Annotated in this window: 19 protein-coding genes; 16 read left to right on the plus strand and 3 right to left on the minus strand. The window is 53.3% G+C overall.

Annotated elements, in window-relative coordinates:
• The first annotated feature begins 154 nt into the window (after positions 1-154).
• The 6 genes from EDM59_RS22870 (at position 155) to EDM59_RS22895 (ending at position 5,479) form a co-directional block, all read left to right on the plus strand.
• Complete coding sequence (locus tag EDM59_RS22870; RefSeq protein WP_373863277.1) at positions 155-562, plus strand: anti-sigma regulatory factor; 408 nt, start codon at positions 155-157, stop codon at positions 560-562.
• Positions 563-582: 20 nt separating this feature from the next.
• Positions 583-1,584, plus strand: coding sequence for a PP2C family protein-serine/threonine phosphatase (locus EDM59_RS22875; protein ID WP_122925730.1), 1,002 nt, complete (start codon positions 583-585; stop codon positions 1,582-1,584).
• 22 nt (positions 1,585-1,606) lie between these two features.
• The gene (locus EDM59_RS22880) at positions 1,607-1,933 is read left to right on the plus strand and encodes an anti-sigma factor antagonist (protein WP_122925731.1); all 327 of its coding nucleotides are present in this window, start codon (positions 1,607-1,609) and stop codon (positions 1,931-1,933) included.
• Positions 1,933-2,427: an anti-sigma B factor RsbW gene (gene rsbW, locus EDM59_RS22885; RefSeq protein WP_122925732.1), complete on the plus strand. Its 495-nt coding sequence runs from the start codon at positions 1,933-1,935 to the stop codon at positions 2,425-2,427. Before EDM59_RS22880 ends, rsbW begins: the two co-directional genes overlap by 1 nt.
• A complete protein-coding gene (gene sigB / locus EDM59_RS22890) occupies positions 2,396-3,184 on the plus strand; it encodes an RNA polymerase sigma factor SigB (protein ID WP_092270972.1) in 789 nt (262 codons plus the stop codon). Before rsbW ends, sigB begins: the two co-directional genes overlap by 32 nt.
• A 132-nt stretch (positions 3,185-3,316) precedes the next feature.
• On the plus strand, positions 3,317-5,479 hold the full coding sequence (locus tag EDM59_RS22895; RefSeq protein ID WP_122925733.1) for a Tex family protein: 2,163 nt from the start codon (positions 3,317-3,319) through the stop codon (positions 5,477-5,479).
• 32 nt (positions 5,480-5,511) lie between these two features.
• On the opposite strand, the gene cmpA is transcribed toward EDM59_RS22895, so the two are convergent.
• A complete protein-coding gene (gene cmpA / locus EDM59_RS22900; RefSeq protein ID WP_092270978.1) occupies positions 5,512-5,634 on the minus strand; it encodes a cortex morphogenetic protein CmpA in 123 nt (40 codons plus the stop codon).
• Positions 5,635-5,910: 276 nt separating this feature from the next.
• The gene (locus EDM59_RS22905) at positions 5,911-6,246 is read right to left on the minus strand and encodes a hydrolase/acyltransferase (protein WP_122925734.1); all 336 of its coding nucleotides are present in this window, start codon (positions 6,244-6,246) and stop codon (positions 5,911-5,913) included.
• 109 nt (positions 6,247-6,355) lie between these two features.
• Here EDM59_RS22905 and EDM59_RS22910 point away from each other — a divergent pair, with 109 nt between their 5' ends.
• The 7 genes from EDM59_RS22910 (at position 6,356) to EDM59_RS22940 (ending at position 13,138) form a co-directional block, all read left to right on the plus strand.
• Positions 6,356-6,829 carry a SprT family protein gene (locus EDM59_RS22910; protein WP_122925735.1) on the plus strand — a complete coding sequence of 158 codons (474 nt, stop codon included), beginning with the start codon at positions 6,356-6,358 and terminating at the stop codon, positions 6,827-6,829.
• Positions 6,830-6,913: 84 nt separating this feature from the next.
• Positions 6,914-7,933, plus strand: a complete 1,020-nt coding sequence (thiL, locus tag EDM59_RS22915; protein WP_122925736.1) for a thiamine-phosphate kinase — start codon at positions 6,914-6,916, stop codon at positions 7,931-7,933.
• 16 nt (positions 7,934-7,949) lie between these two features.
• Positions 7,950-8,420, plus strand: coding sequence for a tRNA (adenosine(37)-N6)-threonylcarbamoyltransferase complex ATPase subunit type 1 TsaE (gene tsaE, locus EDM59_RS22920; RefSeq protein ID WP_122925737.1), 471 nt, complete (start codon positions 7,950-7,952; stop codon positions 8,418-8,420).
• The gene (gene tsaB, locus EDM59_RS22925) at positions 8,401-9,123 is read left to right on the plus strand and encodes a tRNA (adenosine(37)-N6)-threonylcarbamoyltransferase complex dimerization subunit type 1 TsaB (RefSeq protein WP_122925738.1); all 723 of its coding nucleotides are present in this window, start codon (positions 8,401-8,403) and stop codon (positions 9,121-9,123) included. Before tsaE ends, tsaB begins: the two co-directional genes overlap by 20 nt.
• Before the next feature lie 5 nt (positions 9,124-9,128).
• On the plus strand, positions 9,129-9,584 hold the full coding sequence (rimI, locus tag EDM59_RS22930; protein ID WP_092271000.1) for a ribosomal protein S18-alanine N-acetyltransferase: 456 nt from the start codon (positions 9,129-9,131) through the stop codon (positions 9,582-9,584).
• Entirely contained in the window at positions 9,584-10,666 is a 1,083-nt protein-coding gene (gene tsaD / locus EDM59_RS22935) for a tRNA (adenosine(37)-N6)-threonylcarbamoyltransferase complex transferase subunit TsaD (RefSeq protein WP_122925739.1), read from the plus strand. The genes rimI and tsaD overlap by 1 nt, the downstream gene beginning before the upstream one ends.
• 240 nt (positions 10,667-10,906) lie before the next feature.
• A complete protein-coding gene (locus tag EDM59_RS22940) occupies positions 10,907-13,138 on the plus strand; it encodes a hypothetical protein (protein ID WP_122925740.1) in 2,232 nt (743 codons plus the stop codon).
• Here EDM59_RS22940 and EDM59_RS22945 read toward each other — a convergent pair whose 3' ends face one another.
• Positions 13,139-15,067 carry an ABC-F family ATP-binding cassette domain-containing protein gene (locus tag EDM59_RS22945; RefSeq protein ID WP_122925741.1) on the minus strand — a complete coding sequence of 643 codons (1,929 nt, stop codon included), beginning with the start codon at positions 15,065-15,067 and terminating at the stop codon, positions 13,139-13,141.
• A gap of 99 nt (positions 15,068-15,166) precedes the next feature.
• Here EDM59_RS22945 and EDM59_RS22950 point away from each other — a divergent pair, with 99 nt between their 5' ends.
• From EDM59_RS22950 to EDM59_RS22960, 3 genes are all read left to right on the plus strand, one after another.
• Positions 15,167-15,751 (plus strand): 5-formyltetrahydrofolate cyclo-ligase, encoded by a 585-nt coding sequence (locus EDM59_RS22950; RefSeq protein ID WP_246011192.1) that lies wholly within the window; start codon positions 15,167-15,169, stop codon positions 15,749-15,751.
• A 98-nt stretch (positions 15,752-15,849) separates the two neighbouring features.
• Positions 15,850-16,365: a MogA/MoaB family molybdenum cofactor biosynthesis protein gene (locus EDM59_RS22955; protein ID WP_092271014.1), complete on the plus strand. Its 516-nt coding sequence runs from the start codon at positions 15,850-15,852 to the stop codon at positions 16,363-16,365.
• The gene (locus tag EDM59_RS22960; RefSeq protein WP_122925742.1) at positions 16,359-17,360 is read left to right on the plus strand and encodes a molybdopterin-binding protein; all 1,002 of its coding nucleotides are present in this window, start codon (positions 16,359-16,361) and stop codon (positions 17,358-17,360) included. The genes EDM59_RS22955 and EDM59_RS22960 overlap by 7 nt, the downstream gene beginning before the upstream one ends.
• Positions 17,361-17,382 lie beyond the last annotated feature (22 nt).

Genomic DNA, 17,382 nt, shown 5'->3' on the forward strand with positions numbered 1-17,382 from the left:
CAGGATTTGATGTGTGTATAGCGAATGTAATGGTAGTGAATATTAGACAAAATGTGACACGTTTTGCTTTTTATTCCCAAGGTGGAGAAATTGGCTTCGCTTCGCATCCATTACATTTCTACCTATCAAGTGAGGGCGGAAGGAGTTTTTGATTGTGGCAGAGCTGTATCCTGAGACAATCAAGATCGATTCAGTAGCGGATATTGTCGCAGCGAGGCAGGTTGGACGAAATATGTCTCGACAATTAGGGTTCGGCACGATTATGCAGTCCCGAATGGCCACTACCATTTCTGAGCTGGCTCGAAATATTTTTTTGTATGCAGGAGAAGGAACGATTACGATCACGCCGATCGAGCGTGAAGGAGCAATCGGTTTGCAGATTACTGCACTGGATGCAGGACCGGGGATTGCAGATATTCGCAAGGTATTGGAAGACGGTTATTCTACTTCAGGTGCGTTGGGAGCTGGGTTACCAGGCGTCAGGCGCATGATGGATGAATTCGATATTCAGAGCGCTCTTGGGGAAGGAACAAAAGTCATCGTTGTGAAATGGCGTAGCTGAGTAGAGGAAGGTGGAGTAGGATGATGACCCGGGGTATAGAGAAAAAGTACGTGCAGCTTCTCCGGGACTATTTGGCGGGTCAAGGGGAAGATCAGCTATACGATGCCCAGCAGCTGGGGAAGTGGCTCTTGCTTCAAGATATTTCGCCAGAAGAAATGATTGATCTGCATGGGCGGGCATTGGAATATCTCGGGGATGTACCCGAGTTTGTACGAGCGTCCTTCTCTATCTTGACGGAAGTCATGATTGAGTACGGAAATGAGCATCGCTCGGTGACCAGCATGAGGAGCAAGCATAAACAGTTCCAATCCGAAATGGCGGTTGCCTCCGCTATGCAGAAATCGCTTGTACCGCAGGAGCTGCCGGTCTATCCAGATGTGGAAATCGGGCTGGTCAGTGTCGCGGCGAAGCAAATTTCTGGGGATTACTACAACATTGTTACTCACGACGACGGGCGATTCTGCCTGACGATTTCAGATATTACGGGAAAAGGGATCTCGGCTGCGATGTGCATGTCCATGCTGAAGTACGCGATGGAGAGCTTGGGCGAAATGCTGCATGGTCCGGATGAAATGCTGCGCCATCTGAATCGGGTGGTGGAGCGCAATATCGATCCAAGCATGTTTGTCACGATGCTGTTCGGCTGTTACGATACGCAGAAGCATCGCTTCCGATATGCGGTTGCCGGACATGAGCCTGGCTTTGTCTATCGGGCAAAGGAAGGGCGTTTCTACGACATGGAAGGCAAGGGCATGGCGCTGGGGATCTGCTCCGACAGCCACTATCAGGAATATGAAGTGCATCTCGATGTTGGGGATGTTCTGATTCTTCTGACGGATGGTGTAACGGAGCGCAAGATTGGCCGATATTACTTACATAGGGACGAGCTGGTATCTTATCTGGAGGCGGAATTAGGTACGTCCGCTCAAGTGATGGCAGATAACCTGTATAGCAAGCTGCTGCTGCTCTCCCAGTTTGAACTGCCAGATGATTACACCATGATGATACTGCGAAGAACCTGAGCGATAACTGGAGGGAATGCGGATGGACCTAACCATGAATATCACCAGAAATGAAACGGAGCATTTGGTAAGCCTTAGCGGCGACGTGGATGCCTTTACTGGACCGAAAGCAAAAGAAGCGATTATGACCTCGGTGGAAACCCCTGGGATAGCTGTTGTCGTTGTCGATTTGTCACAAGTGGAGTACATGGACAGCACGGGAATCGGTATTTTCATCGGAGTGATGAAAGCATGCAAGCAGGTAGGGTGCGACTTTGTTGTGCAAAACCTGCCGTCCCGGGTAGAAAGGCTGTTTCGCATTACTGGCTTGTATGATCTAGTCTCCATCCGTAAAGGAGAGAGCGAGTAATGGTTCAGAAGAGATCTGAAGCAGATGTTATTTCCTTGCAGCTGCCGAGCCTGCCTGAATACTTGGGAGTTGCTCGCCTGACTGTATCGGGTGTTGCCAATCGATTGGGATTTACGTATGACGAGATCGAGGATATCAAGCTCGCGGTGGGTGAGGCTTGCAGCAACGCAGTGAAGCACGCCTATCGCTTGGAGGAAGAACCGGGAGTCATTTCCCTGTCCTTTTCCATTTATCCCGATCGACTCGTCATCGTCGTGACCGATGAGGGCAAAGGCTTGGACAGAGAGCCTAGCGCTGATCAATTAGCCCCTCTGTACGCAGGAAGAGATTTAGACGAGGTGGAAGAGGGGGGATTGGGTCTGTATTTGATCCACGCCCTGATGGACGAAGTGGATATTCGCACAGGTGACGGTGTTTCGGTCTCCATGACCAAGTATGTTCAGCGGGATGGGGTGGCTGGCGATGACCGGACAATCTCGGAAGAAGAAGTATAGTCCCGAGGAATTGAAAAAGCTCACCTATCAGTATTGGGAAACAGGAGATGGGGAGCTTCAGGAGCTGTTGGTGAGAGCCTACACGCCGCTGGTAGAAACGCTGTCCAAGAAGTTCGTTCGTGGACAAATCATGCATGAGGATCTGATTCAGGTAGGGATGATCGGGCTGTTGGCGTCGCTGCGGAGATTCGATCCGTCTTTTGACCGGACGTTTGAAAGCTTTGCCATCCCTACCATCGTAGGCGAAATCAAACGATATATTCGCGATAAAACCTGGAGCGTACACGTTCCGCGAAGAGTGAAGGAACTGAGCCCCAAAATCAAACGCGTCGTCGACGAGCTGACGATCCAGCTGCAGCGCTCTCCGCAGATCTCCGATATTGCGCAGTGCCTCGGCGTTTCGGAGGAAGCTGTCCTGGAGACGCTGGAGATGGGCAGGAGCTATCACTCCCTTTCGATGGACAGCGAGCTGGAGGCAGACAGTGACGGCAATACCATTACACTGCTGGACCTGATCGGATCGCAGGAGGATGGATTTGGGCAGGTTGAACAGAACCTCATGCTTGAGAGAGCCTTGCATGTTTTAGACAAACGGGAAAGAGAAATTATTCAATTAACTTACTACGAGAACCTGAGTCAAAAACAGGCTGGCGATGTGCTGGGCATGTCCCAAATGCATATTTCCCGCTTGCAGCGCAGGGCACTGGCTAAATTGCGTGAAGCCTTAAAGCTGGAACAGCATGAAACGGTCATGTAAATAGAAGGAGAGGTGCCAGCGGGCATCTCTTTTTTTCGATACGGACAGCAGCTTTTTCGCAGGCAGGTTTCCGGGACGAGAGCAGCAAATATGGTACAATAAACAGCGAAGAACGAGCGCAGGAGGACATGTATGGAACTGACGTTAATGATCCAGACCATCGCCCAGGATACTGGCGTGAAGCCTCATCAAGCAGAACGAACCATTGCTTTGCTGGATGAAGGAAACACAGTCCCGTTTATTGCCCGTTACCGCAAAGAGATGACTGGGCAATTGGACGAAACACAGATTCGAGCCATTGAAGAGCGCGTTCGTTATTTGCGCAATTTGGCTGTACGAAAAGAAGAAGTCATTCGGCTGATCGAGGAGCAGGGCAAGCTGACAGATGAGCTGAGAGCTGCCATCGAGAAGGCAGCCAAATTGCAAGAAGTAGAGGATTTGTACCGACCGTACCGACAAAAGCGTCGTACGCGGGCTACGATGGCCAAGGAAAAAGGGCTGGAGCCTTTGGCCAATTACTTGCTGAGCCTGCCGAAAACAGGGGACCCACAGGCAGAAGCGGCAAAATATATCGACCCGGAAAAAGGTGTCGACTCGGCAGAGGCAGCTCTGCAAGGAGCGATGGATATCGTAGCCGAGCACATCTCGGATGATCCGGACATCCGGCAATGGATCCGCCAACGCACGATGCAAAAAGGACTTTTGCTATCGGAGCAAAAAGCGGAGGAAGCCGATGAAAAGAATGTATACCAGATGTATTACGCTTACAGCGAACCCCTGAAGAAGGTCGTGCCGCATCGGGTGCTGGCCATGAATCGCGGGGAGAGTGAAGGCATATTGAAAGTAACGGTCGAAGCTCCGGTCACGGAGATTCTGCCATGGATACAAAGACGTGTGATTCCTCGCGAGACCGTCGCTCGCTCTGTTCTCGAAATGACGGTAGAGGATGCGTATAAGCGATTGATCGCCCCTTCCATTGAGCGGGAAGTGCGCGCGGAGCTGACGGAGACAGCAGAAGAGCAAGCGATTCATATCTTCTCGGAAAACCTGCGCAATCTGCTGCTGCAGCCTCCTGTCAAAGGCAAAGTCGTGCTGGGCGTGGACCCTGCGTTTCGGACAGGCTGCAAGCTGGCAGTTGTCGATGAGACAGGCAAGCTGCTCGAGGTAGCTGTCGTCTATCCGACTCCCCCGGTGAACAAAGTGGCGGAAGCTGCGGCAAAGGTGAAGCAGCTGATTACGACCTACAGCGTGACCGTAGTAGCGATTGGAAACGGTACTGCCTCACGCGAGACCGAGCAGTTTATCGCGGATGTCCTGAAGGAACTGGGAAAAGACGTGATGTATATCATCGTCAACGAAGCAGGGGCATCCGTCTACTCGGCATCGGCCCTGGCAAAAGAAGAATTTCCTGATTTGGACGTAGCTGAGCGAAGTGCCGCGTCGATCGCGCGCAGACTGCAGGATCCGCTGGCGGAGCTGGTGAAAATCGATCCCAAATCAGTGGGTGTCGGACAATACCAGCATGATGTGTCCCAATCCCGGTTGGCGGACAGTCTGCAGTTTGTCGTCGAATCCGCGGTAAACCACGTCGGAGTGGATGTAAACACAGCCTCGCCTTCTCTGCTGCAATACGTATCCGGCATCAGCAAGCAGGTAGCGGGCAATATCGTGAAAAAACGGGATGAGATCGGAAAGTTTTCCACGCGGTCACAGCTGAAAGACGTGCCGCGCCTCGGGGCGAAAACGTACGAGCAATGCATTGGCTTTCTGCGGGTCATGGAAGGAAGCAATCCGCTGGACAAGACCCCGATCCATCCGGAGTCGTACGATGCGACGAACAAGCTGTTGAATATCATCGGCATCGCCCCCCATGATATTGGAAGTGAGCGGTGCAAGGAGCAGCTGCAGTCGCTGAACATCGCACAGACTGCCGAGCAGCTGGGAATCGGTGAGCCTACACTGGCGGACATTGTAGAGAGCCTTTTGCGTCCGGGACGTGACCCGCGCGACGAGCTGCCGAAACCGCTTTTGCGCAGCGATGTCCTCAAGCTGACTGATCTCGGTGTGGGGATGAAGCTTCAGGGGACAGTACGTAACGTCGTCGACTTCGGGGCGTTTATCGATATAGGATTGAAAAATGATGGACTGGCGCATATCTCGCGGCTGAAAAAAGGCTTCGTGAAGCATCCGCTTGAAGTGGTAGCAGTGGGCGATATCGTGGATGTGTGGGTCGTAGAGATCGATGAAAAGCGTCAGCGTGTAGGTCTGACCCTGATTGCACCGTCAGAGGGCTGATAATAAAAGGATGACAAAAAGGCGGCGTCCTGTTACTCGGGACGACCGCCATGTTTTTCGAGATATAAGAACCAGCAACTGTTCAGCAAACGAATTTGCCGTACATCCTTCCCGCTGAAGGCACGCTGCAACTGCCTGCGCATCCATTGTGGCATGAAGGTACCTCCTGGATTTATCGTCTACTGGCAAGTGTATGCACGGGACGAGAGGGAGGTACCTATTTTTTTACGTATAAGAATTTATAAGCGTAATGCTTATGAATTCTGGAGCGCATGGCGAAGTGTCTCAGCGTCCGCTTCTGGCATTCCTTCGGTAAAACTTTCCGCTAAAACGCGGTCGCTCCTCCATGAGATGGCCTCGATAGAGGTTTTCCTATGGGAAAAACGAAATGTGACCGCAACCGGTTGAACAAAGCGACTCTGACCGCTTGTTTATTCTTCTTCCTGCAAGTATTCCAGCTGTGCCTGCAGAGCACGAATTTCCGTCAAAAGAGAAATCACTGGATATTCGCTCTCCTGCAAGGAAGCGAAGCGTCTCTCTAAGCTAGATACATAATCCAAGCCGTCCTTGATCGCAAGCTCACTTTTCAAAAGTTCCAGCTCGCCGCACTCTGCGACGACCTCGGGCAGCTGTGGCCGATCTGCAATCGTGAGTTTGTCAATTTCCTTGTGCAGCCGCTTCATCAGGGCGACCAACTGGTACATATGCGATTCAGGCAACGAGACGAATTGCAGCCCGGTGCCTTCCTGCAACAGCAAATAGCGCATAAGCTCCTCCACCAATCTACTTTTCTACCAACCAGTGTAGCCTATCTGTCTGGCACTTTTCAACCGGAACTGCTATCGTGAAAGGAAAGAGAGGAACGGAGGAGAAGAGATGACCGATCAGGAATTGCAGAAGCTGGTGGAAGACATATCGAGCGAGTTTTTTACGGTCCCCTTTCGTCACGAGGCTCGCTTCAACAGCAGGCTGCGCACGACAGGAGGGCGCTATTTGCTGCGCTCCCACGACATCGAGCTGAATCCGAAGCACTTGCAGGAGCATGGGAGGGAAGAGCTAGTTGCCATCATCAAGCACGAGCTGTGCCACTATCACCTGCATTTGGCGAAGCGGGGCTATCGCCATGCTGATCGGGATTTTCAGGTGCTGCTGAAGCAGGTAGGTGGCAGTCGATACTGTCAGCAGGTAGGAGAGGGGCGCACCAGGCTCCCCTATCGCTATGAGCTTGTCTGCAAGGAATGTGGTATGAGCTACAAACGAAAGCGAAAAATGAATCCTTCTCGTTACCGCTGTGGACGCTGCAGCGGCAAGCTGAAGCTGCGTGAGCTGAAAGAACCGGTATCCTCCTGAAGGAGCGAGGGGAGGCGGTTTCCTTGCACGGCTTTGGACACCAGCGTTATAATGGACTGACTATGCCGTAAAGGAGCGTTTGAGGTGGCACACGATGAATTTTCCCTGATCCGGCAATGGACGAGACGTTCGGACGGACAGGAAGGAGACGGCTTGACCGTCGGAATCGGGGATGATGCCGCTGTTTATACACCAGCGCCTGACATGGAAGTCGTGGCTTGCTGTGATGCGATGGTCGAAACCGTTCATTTTCTGAAAGAGACGATGCATCCGAGCGACATCGGCTACAAAGCCGTGATCAGCAACATTAGCGACGTCGCTGCGATGGGGGGAGTCGCCCGTTATGCCTTGGTTAGTATCGCGGTTTCCCCCAGCTGGTCGGCGGAAATGACCAGCCAGATCTACGAGGGTATCTACGAAGCCTGTGAATCGTATGGAGTGCGGGTCATAGGGGGAGACACCGTATCTGCTCCGGACGCTCTCCACCTGTCCGTCACTGTACTTGGCGAGGTGGAAAAGGGGCGAGCTCTTCGCCGTTCCCAGGCGAAGGCAGGTCAGCTAGTGTTTGTAACCGGGTATGTGGGCAGCTCGGCTGCTGGACTTCATTTGCTTCTCGAGCAAAAGAAAACAGGAGCGGCATTTCCGTCTCAGTATCAAGCGCTGGTAGACGCACATCAGCGGCCGGCAGCCCAAGTCGCCGCGGGAAGAATTTTGTTGGCATCAGGGGCGTGCGCGGCTTTGAATGACGTCAGCGATGGACTGGCCTCAGAGCTTTGGGAAATTGCTGAAGCCAGTGGCGTTGAGCTGTCGATCGATGCCAGCCAAATACCGATTAGACAGGAGCTCTCCACCTATGCGGAACAAATCGGATATGATCCGCTGGCATGGGCTTTTTACGGTGGAGAGGATTATCAGCTGGTAGGAACAGCCGATGCTAGTCGTATCGATATGCTGGCGGAGCAGTTTGCGGCAGCCGGGATTCCGTTTGCGCTAATTGGCCGAGTAGAGTCGAGCGGGAACGGGACGGCTGTTTCATGCACAAGAGCGGGCAGACAAATGCCCTTGCCTAAAGCAGGCTTTAACCATTTTGGGCGGCGTGAATAAAAAGGGGATGACAAGCATGGCGTACAAGTGGACGCTCTCGGGAGTCGAGGAAACGCACCGCTTCGCCGAGAGCCTCGCTACTCTCTTGCAGCCTGGCGATTTTTTGGCGCTGGAAGGAGATCTGGGGGCGGGGAAAACGACGTTCACGCAAGGGCTGGGACGTGGTCTCGGCGTGAAGCAGGTAGTGAACAGTCCGACGTTTACGATCATAAAAGAGTATCAGGGGCGCTTGCCGTTTTATCATATGGATGTCTACCGGGTAGGCGATGATGTGGACTCGCTCGGGCTGGACGACTATTTTTTTGGCGAAGGAGTCTGCGTTGTCGAGTGGGCATCGCTGATTGAAGAAGTGCTCCCGGCAGACCGGTTGACGGTTTTTTTGCGTACCGAAGGAGAGGACGTTCGTCTGATTGAGCTGGTACCGCAGGGTGGGCGTTACGTGAATTTGTGTGAGGAGTTTGATTTTGATGCGCGTACTGGCGATTGACACGTCCAATCTGGTGTTGAGTGTAGCGATAGTAGAAGAAGAACGGGTCTTGGCAGAAATGACGACCAACCAGCAAAAAAACCATTCGATCCGACTCATGGACTGTATCTCCGAGCTGATGGAAGCAACAGGCACGACACCTGAGCAGCTGGCCGGGCTGGGTGTTGCCAAAGGGCCAGGATCGTACACCGGTGTGCGGATCGGCGTGGCCACAGCAAAAAGCATGGCGTGGTCCCTGAACCTGCCAGCTGTTGGTGTATCGAGCCTGCAGGTAGTGGCGATGAATGCCGTAGGTTTCCCTGGTTTGATCGTGCCTCTGTTCGATGCGCGCAGAGGTCAGGTTTACTCAGGGGCCTACCGGACGGAAGGGATGGAATCCGTCATTTTGCAGGAGAAAGAACAAATCATCCTGCTGCAGGACTGGCTGCCTCTATTGCGAGAGCAGGCAAAAGGCGACCCGATTCTATTTCTCGGCGAAGATGTTCGCCTGCATCGGCAAGCCATTGTCGATGGACTGGGAGAGCAAGCACGCTTTGCCACACCTGCGCACAACCATCCGCGAGCGGCCCACATCGGGTATTTGGTGATGCGTCAGCTGCAGGACGGAGGAAACCCGCACGAGCTGGTGCCTGAATACCTTCAACTGGCGGAAGCAGAGGCAAAATGGCTGGCCCAAAAGCAGGAGGGTTTTGCAAAGGAGTAATTACAATGATTCCACCAAACGAACTGGAATACCGTTTTATGACGATGCAGGACGTGGGTGCTGTCGCAGAGCTGGAGAGGCTATCGTTTTCAACGCCTTGGCCACATGACGCTTTTGTTAATGAGCTCACGAAAAATCCCAATGCCCGCTACGTCGTAGTCGTTCATCAGAACCGGATCATCGCTTACTGTGGAATGTGGATCATCATCGATGAGGCGCATATTACCAACGTAGCAGTTCACCCTTTGTATCGGGGAAAAAAGGTCGGACTTGGCCTGATGATCAAAATGATGAACGTGGCGCGAATGTTTCACGCGAAGAGCATGACTTTGGAAGTGCGGCCCTCCAATACGGTCGCGCGCAGCATGTACACCAAGCTGGGCTTTAAAGAGCACGGAGTACGCAAACGCTACTATTCGGACAATAACGAAGACGCAATTATTATGTGGGTGACTTTGTAATGAACAAAACATATACGTCGCGCTACGAAATGCGCGTGCAGCAGGCTTATGAGACACACAAACAGTCGGGAGAGCCGACTTATATACTTGGGATCGAGACCAGTTGCGATGAAACCTCAGCCTCTGTCGTTCGCGACGGGAAAGAAGTGCTTTCCAATGTGATTGCCTCGCAAGCCGATATTCACAAGCGCTTCGGCGGAGTTGTTCCCGAGGTGGCTTCCCGCCGCCATGTGGAAAACATCACGCTGACCATCGAGGAAGCATTGGAGGAAGCCGGCAAGACCTTGGATGACATCCATGCCATTGCCGTGACGTACGGACCGGGACTGGTCGGTGCGCTTTTGGTAGGGGTGGCAGCAGCCAAAGCAATTTCGCTGGCTCGAGGAATCCCGCTGATCGGTGTCCACCATATTGCCGGGCATATCTATGCAAACCGACTGGTGGAGGAAATGAATTTCCCGCTGATTGCCCTCGTCGTCTCGGGAGGACATACCGAGCTTGTCTGGATGAAGGAGCACGGCCATTTTGAGATCCTGGGAGAAACGCGTGACGATGCAGCTGGTGAGGCGTATGACAAGGTAGCGCGCGCCCTGCAGATGCCGTACCCAGGTGGTCCGCATATCGACCGTCTCGCGCATGAAGGGGTTCCCAATGTACCGCTGCCACGCTCTTGGCTGGAGCCGGATTCCTACGATTTCAGCTTCAGTGGCTTGAAGTCAGCTGTACTCAACACCTTGCACAATGCCGCGCAGCGTGGCGAAACAATCGAGCCAGCCAATCTGGCAGCCAGCTTCCAGGATTCCGTCACAGAGGTGCTGGTAGAGAAAACGTTGCGTGCAGTGCGTGAGCATGGTGCCAAGCAGGTGCTTTTGGCTGGTGGTGTTGCAGCGAATCGCGGATTGCGGGAGCGTCTGCAGAACCGCTGTCAGACGGAAGGGATTCCTTTGGTGATCCCGCCATTTACGCTTTGCACAGACAATGCCGCTATGATCGCTGCTGCTGGCTTTATCCAATATGAAAAAGGGCAGTTCGCTGCGCTCGATTTGAATGGAGTGCCGGGCTTGTCGCTGTCTGATCACTGATTTCTCAAAAACATCCCCGTTTCCAGTGCCATCTCTTGTGAGTGGCAGGAGCAGGGATGTTTTTTTAACGTATTCTTAACATTATCCACATTGTATGAATAACTTTTTAGGTTGTTCCTCACCCCTCCTGTGAATAATGGTGATAACACGAAAAATGACCGGGAAAATCACCCTCAGCCTGTGGATTGTTTTGTGGAATATGTGGATAAGAGTGGTGCGGTTATCAACAGGAGGTCTTTGGTGAAGAAGAGCATCATCCTTGTCGCGTTGTCATTCCTGATTCTGTTTGGGAGTACAAATATCGGAAATACAGGATTGGCAAAGGAAATGCCGCAGGTGATCGTACTGTTTGCCGAAGGGATGTCCTTTGCCGATCTGGACGAGCTTGCGAAATATCCCCATGTGGATAAGTGGATCAAGCAGGCAAGCTCAGGTGCGATCACCATCCGCACCCCTGGAGCGAGGAATACGCCAAACGGCTATTTGCTGATGGGCAGCGGAGCTCAGGCGTTGTACAGTGAGCGAAGTGGCACGGCCTACCATTCGTGGGAAGCTGTTTCTGCCCATGAAACGGCTGAGGAGCGGGCCCAGGAGCTAGGCGGCTTGGATGCAGCACAAAAGCTGGCGCGCTCTGCGATCGTGTTTCCCGGTATTTTCCGGCTGAATGCGGATAATCAAGACAAGCCGTTTACCCCTCAGATTGGGACGCTTGGCAAGACGCTGGCAGCCTATCAAATCCCGATAGCTGTCTACGGCAACGGCGACTATGACGACGTGCGCCAGCGGCACAGTGTATTGTTTGCCATGGATGAGCAGGGCAGGGTTCCTGTGGGAGATTTGTCAGCGAATACGTTGATCGACAGGCCGGGCTCACCCTACGGTGTACAGACCAACTACGCGTATTTGCATAAAAGGGTGCGCGAAGACCAAAGCTCAGGTCTCATTACCCTGCAGCTTTCGGATTTAGCCAGGTTCTATCAGCTTGCCGATGAAATGGAGCCTGCCCAGTTTCAGCGGCAATATCAGCAGGTTCTGTCCGGGCTGGGAGCCTTTCTGGGAGCGTTGCTAGAAGAGCGCAGAGAGAACCAGAAGATCATTCTCCTTTCTCCAGCAGTAAATGCGAGGGCAGCAAAAGACAAAGCGCTGCTGCCTCCGATCCTGGTGTGGGAGAAGAAGGCAGGAGGGCTGCTCACCTCTGCGACGACCAGACAATCCGGGCTGATTAGTGGCTTGGACATTTTGCCGACCATTTTAGCGTGGCTGGATGTTCCTGTACCAAAAGGAGTAGCCGGTCACCCCATTCGCATAGACAACCAGGCGAACAACGCAGAGCTGGGGCAGCAAATCGGGCAGATTCATCATACGTACGCTACCCGCCCGGCGGTTTTGTACTCGTATGTCATGCTGCAAATCATCACGCTGGCATGCGCGGCGATCCTGTGGATGGCGGGCAAACGTGGACACGTCCGAGCAGGCTTGGAGCGCTTGCGCCGGGGAGTGCGCCTGTCACTTCTGGCGATGCTTTGCTTCCCCTGCCTGCTGCTATTGGAAGGGCTGCTGCCGTGGCAGGCTTCTGGACCCGTGGTACTCGGCGTTTTGATCGTCATCGCGCTCCTGGCGGCATTTGGGCTGGAGCAACGCTCTTTGGCGCAAACGACGATGACCGTCTGTGGAGTAACGGTTGCCTCTCTGTTGATCGACGGCTGGACCGGAGCTACCTTGATGCGGCAATCCTACTTGGGGTATGACCCCGTCATCGGTGCACGGTTTTATGGATTGGGCAACGAGTTCGAGGGAGTTTTGATCGGCAGTGCCATCATGCTCGTGGCAGCCGTTTACCAGCTTGCCAGAGAGGGGGCGCGTCCTTACATCGCTGCTTTTGTCTTTGCAGCCGTGCTCTACTATATGGTCGCTCCCGGTCTTGGGACAGATGCAGGGGGATTTCTCGCAGGACTGGTTGGGTTTTTCGTGGCGTTATTCCGCTTGCAGGGGTGGGCTATCGGAAAAAAAGGCCTCCTGCTTTTGACAGGGGGCCTGGTTGTGGGTATCGCTGCATTGATTGTCGGCAGTCTTGTCACGGATCAGCCGTTAACCCATATCGGACGGGTATCGCAGCAGATCGTAACCGGTCAGTGGGAGGAAGTAGGGCGGATGCTGGAGCGCAAGATCGCGATGAATGTGCGGTTGATTCGCGTCTCCATCTGGAGCAAGGTTTTCGTTGTCTCCCTCATCGTCCTCGGGCTTCTGGCCCTGTGGAACGACCGCTACCTGCGACATCTCGCTGTAGACACCCCGTTTTTGGTCAAAGGCTTTTCCGGAGTCATTGCGGGTTCCCTGGCAGGGCTCGTGCTCAATGACTCCGGGATCGTAACGGCAGCGACCTGCATCATCTTTCTCGTCGTGCCGGCCCTTTATGCAGCTTTAGGGGAGCAAAAGGATGAGCATGCCAGACCGGAGTGGGAGCGCCTCTAGCTATTCCTCAGATAGAGAGCTCCATTCATCGTACAGCTGCTCCAGCTCTTCGCGTGCGGCCTGGATCTGATCGTTGCGTTCCTTGGCCTGTACATGATCGCTGTAAATTTCCGGGAGACAGAGCTCTTCCTCCCATTTGACGATATCGGCTTCCCGCTTTTGAATCGTTGCCTCGATTTCCTCCAGACGACGCATACGCTGACGCTCGCGTCGTTTTGCTTCTTTATCCAGCTCGTAGGAGGTCTTTTCGGGCTGGACGAGGACGCCTTGCTTTTTGGTTGGCTGCGCGGCGAGCTCAGCGGCCAGCTCAGCCAGCTCCTGCTTTTTCTCCACATAGTAATCGTAGTTGCCCAGATAGTTCGATACGCCCTCTGGTGACAGCTCCAGGACGCGGCTGGCAATCTTGTTCAGGAAGTAGCGGTCATGGGACACGAACAAAATGGTGCCCGGATAATCGTACAGGGCATTCTCCAGCACTTCCTTGCTGTAGATGTCCAAGTGGTTGGTAGGCTCGTCAAAGATCAGGAAGTTGGCCTCTTTGAGCATCAGCTTGGCGAGGGATACACGGGCGCGTTCTCCACCGGACAGGTCGGAAACGCGTTTTTGCACATCGTCTCCGCTGAACAGGAAGTTGCCGAGCAGCGTCCGTACGTCCTTTTCCAGCATCTGCGGGTACTCGTCCCAGATTTCCCCCAAAACGGTGTTGCTGAGATTCAGATTGCGATGCTCCTGATCGTAGTAGCCGATCGTGACGTTGCTGCCGAACTGCACATCGCCTTTGAGAGCGTTCAGCTGCCCGACGATGGTCTTGAGCAGGGTCGACTTGCCGATCCCGTTCGGGCCTACCAGGGCGACACGCTCTTCCCGTTCGATTTCAAACGTCAGTCCGCGAGACAGGAAAACATCCGGGTAGCCGATAGCGACATTGCTGGCCTTCATGACGATATTCCCGCTCATTTTGGAGACGTCAAAAGAGAAATGGACCGACTTGTTGTGCATGATCGGCTTGTCCAAACGATCGATTTTCTCCAGCGTTTTGCGTCGGCTCTGCGCGCGTTTGGTCGTCGTTGCACGTGCGATGTTGCGGGCGATGAAATCCTCCAGCTTGGCGATTTCTTCCTGCTGCTTCTCAAACCGTTTCAGCTCCTGCTCCAGTCGGGCTGCCTTTTGATCGAGAAAACGGCTGTAGTTGCCGACGTAGCGAGTGGCGCGATGCCGTTCGATTTCATAGACGATCGTCACCAGCTTGTCCAGGAAGTAGCGGTCATGGGAGACGACTAGGATGGCGCCCTGATAGTTTTGCAAATACGTCTCCAGCCACGTGAGCGTCTCGATATCCAAATAGTTGGTCGGCTCGTCCAAAAGGAGGATCGTCGGAGATTGCAGCAGCAGCTTCGCGAGAGCCAGACGTGTCTTTTGACCGCCGCTCAGTGTGCGAATGGGGGTCTGGTAATCCATGTCCGCAAAACGCAAGCCGTGCAGAACGCCGCGAATGGAACCTTCGTAGCTGTAACCGCCCTTTTCCTTGAACGCCTCAGAGCGATGGGAGTAGTTCTCCAAAATCTGTTGGTAGCGCTTGTCATCTGCAAGGATAGCTGGATCCCCCATTTTTGCTTCGAGCTGGCGCAGTTCTTTCTCTTCCTGCTGCAGATGGGTAAATACGCTCATCATTTCATCCCAGATGCTGCGCTCCGATTCCAGCCCGCCATTTTGCGCCAGGTAACCGAGTGAAACCTCTTTTGGAATGCGAATCGTTCCGCTGTCATAGCTCAGCTCGCCAGCGAGAATCTTCATCAAAGTCGACTTTCCGGCACCGTTCACACCGACGAGCCCGACTCTTTCTCCCGTTTGTATTTGCAAGGAGATGTCCTGTAAAATGGTCTCGATGCCGTAGGTTTTTTCTATATGTTCAGCTTGCAGCAAAATCATCTGTTTCACCTCTTTATATACTACTGTCAGTGTAGCCTAGAGAGTGTGTCAGGGACAAGCCTTGGGGCATGTTACCTGCGTGAGGGGAGAGGGGTAGACGTGGATCTGGATCTAAAAGCGGTCAAGCAGCAGCTGCGAAGTCGGATCATGGAGGAGCGCAAAGCCATACCAGACAAACGGCGAAGCGAATTATCGGCCCAGGCCTGCAGCCATTTGGAGCAGCTTGAAGAATTGAAGAATGCACGTGCGATCATGGCGTTTCATCCGTTTGGAGCGGAGCTGGATATCCTCCCGTTTGTCGATCAAGCGAGAGCGAGAGGGCAGGAAGTTTGGCTGCCGCTGACGCTTACCGCCGAAAAACGGCTCGTACCTTATCGATATCATGGACCGGACATGCTGAAGCAAGGCGTATACGGAATTTGGGAGCCTGACCCAACACGCGCAGAAAAAGCGGAGCTGAGTATGCTCGATGCCGTGCTCGTCCCGGGGGTTGCTTTTGACCGCCGCGGGGGAAGAATGGGGTATGGGGGAGGCTTCTACGACAGATTTCTCGCAGCCTTGCAGCGTCGTCCTTTTTTAGTAGGAGTAGCGTTTTCCATGCAAGTCGTCGATGAGGTGCCACGGGAGCCACATGACATTGGTTTGGATGGACTGGTCACGGAAAGTGGCTTCCTCCAATCGTGAATCTTTTGTGTCAGGAGCTTTCTTTTCAGAGGGTACTATCTACAGCAAGACCAAAAAAGTGTACAATACAATCGAATGATAAAACGGAGGAATGAGCTGTGGGCAAATGGAAGGTAGGCGTTATTTCGGCAAGCGATTCCATCGCCAAGGGAAGTCGCGAGGATGATCGCATCCCGATTATTCGTCAATTAACAACAGAGTGGTTGCATGTAGATGTAGCTGTTTATCGAACTGTCTCTGATGATATGGAAGATCTCAAGGAAAACATGATTGAGCTGGTGGACCGGGAAAAATGTGATCTCCTGATTGTTACGGGCGGAACGGGACTGAGCCCACGGGATGTCACTCCTGAGGTAACGGCTTGGGTCATGGACAGACCTGTGCCAGGATTGGCAGAAGAAATGCGTCGTGCCGGTTTGCAGCAGTCTCGCCGCGCCATGCTGACGAGAGCCGTAGCAGGAACGCGGGGCAATACGCTCATTATTAACCTCCCGGGCAACCCGACTGGTGTGGAAATCTGTTTCAATGCCATTGGCGATATGCTGGCTGATGCTTTGAACATCCTGCAGGGAACGGGAGAGGCGAACGAAGATTGGGGCGGTTTAGGATGGTAGACAAGCCTAACATGAAAGAAGTGCCTGTGCGCGAAGCCATCGGCATGATGCTCCCTCACGATATGACGCAGATTTTGCCAGGGGAGTTTAAAGGACGCCTATTTAAAAAAGGTCATGTTGTTACGGAAGCAGACATCGAGCCTTTGCTCTCGATCGGGAAAGAGCATATCTACGTACTGGAAATGCCAGAGGGCTATATTCACGAGGAAGAGGCTGGCTTGCGAATCGCGAAAGCCGTGTCCGGCGAAGGTCTTACCTTGACGCAGCCGTATGAGGGCAAGGTTTCCATGAAAGCGTCTCGTACTGGTCTGGCTAAAATCAACGAGGAAGCTGTCCACGCGCTCAATGCGTTGGAAGGCATCGCATTTTCTACCATTTACGGAGATCAGGTCGTGCATCCAGGACATACGCTGGCTGCGACGCGCATTATCCCGCTGATCATGGAAGAGAAGCGGATCATCGAGCTGGAAGAGCTGGCGAAACAATTCAGTGAGCCGATCATTCAGGTAAAGCTGTTTCAGGAAAAGCGCATCGGTTTGGTCACTACGGGTGGAGAGGTTTTCTCTGGACGGATTGCGGACAAGTTTGGACCTGCCATTCGGAACAAGGTAGAGGCTCTTGGCTCAGAAATCGTCGAGCAGCGCTTTGCTCCCGATGATAAAGAGTTGATTGAAAATGAAATTAAAGCTTTTCTGGATCAAGGCGTCGACATGATTCTGGTTACGGGCGGTATGTCCGTTGATCCAGATGACCGCACTCCTGGGGCCATTGCAGGTGTAGGGGCAGAAGTGGTACGCTATGGAACGCCGATGCTGCCAGGCTCGATGCTGATGGTCGCATACAAAGGGGATACTCCGATTTTGGGGCTGCCTGGTGCTGTCATGCACGAGAAGGTCACTTCCTTTGATGTATTCTTGCCGCGCATTTTGGCAGGCGAACGAATTGCAGCTTCCGATATGACACGCTTGGGTTACGGTGGTTTACTTAAAGGCTAGATGGTTAGACTGGAAATGAACA

Origin of the sequence: Brevibacillus nitrificans (genome assembly GCF_003710965.1) — a bacterium.
GTDB classification, from domain to species: Bacteria; Bacillota; Bacilli; order Brevibacillales; family Brevibacillaceae; genus Brevibacillus; species Brevibacillus centrosporus.

Bases quoted from the DNA above. Each gene is read 5' to 3' on its own strand.
- EDM59_RS22875 (WP_122925730.1), top strand. From the start codon at position 583: ATGATGACCCGGGGTATAGAGAAAAAGTACGTGCAGCTTCTCCGGGAC.
- tsaB (WP_122925738.1), top strand. From the start codon at position 8,401: ATGCGCGTACTGGCGATTGACACGTCCAATCTGGTGTTGAGTGTAGCG.
- tsaE (WP_122925737.1), top strand. From the start codon at position 7,950: ATGGCGTACAAGTGGACGCTCTCGGGAGTCGAGGAAACGCACCGCTTC.
- EDM59_RS22945 (WP_122925741.1), bottom strand. From the start codon at position 15,067: ATGATTTTGCTGCAAGCTGAACATATAGAAAAAACCTACGGCATCGAG.
- EDM59_RS22880 (WP_122925731.1), top strand. From the start codon at position 1,607: ATGGACCTAACCATGAATATCACCAGAAATGAAACGGAGCATTTGGTA.
- EDM59_RS22960 (WP_122925742.1), top strand. From the start codon at position 16,359: ATGGTAGACAAGCCTAACATGAAAGAAGTGCCTGTGCGCGAAGCCATC.
- EDM59_RS22905 (WP_122925734.1), bottom strand. From the start codon at position 6,246: ATGCGCTATTTGCTGTTGCAGGAAGGCACCGGGCTGCAATTCGTCTCG.
- sigB (WP_092270972.1), top strand. From the start codon at position 2,396: ATGACCGGACAATCTCGGAAGAAGAAGTATAGTCCCGAGGAATTGAAA.
- rsbW (WP_122925732.1), top strand. From the start codon at position 1,933: ATGGTTCAGAAGAGATCTGAAGCAGATGTTATTTCCTTGCAGCTGCCG.
- tsaD (WP_122925739.1), top strand. From the start codon at position 9,584: ATGAACAAAACATATACGTCGCGCTACGAAATGCGCGTGCAGCAGGCT.
- EDM59_RS22895 (WP_122925733.1), top strand. From the start codon at position 3,317: ATGGAACTGACGTTAATGATCCAGACCATCGCCCAGGATACTGGCGTG.
- rimI (WP_092271000.1), top strand. From the start codon at position 9,129: ATGATTCCACCAAACGAACTGGAATACCGTTTTATGACGATGCAGGAC.
- EDM59_RS22910 (WP_122925735.1), top strand. From the start codon at position 6,356: ATGACCGATCAGGAATTGCAGAAGCTGGTGGAAGACATATCGAGCGAG.
- cmpA (WP_092270978.1), bottom strand. From the start codon at position 5,634: ATGCCACAATGGATGCGCAGGCAGTTGCAGCGTGCCTTCAGCGGGAAG.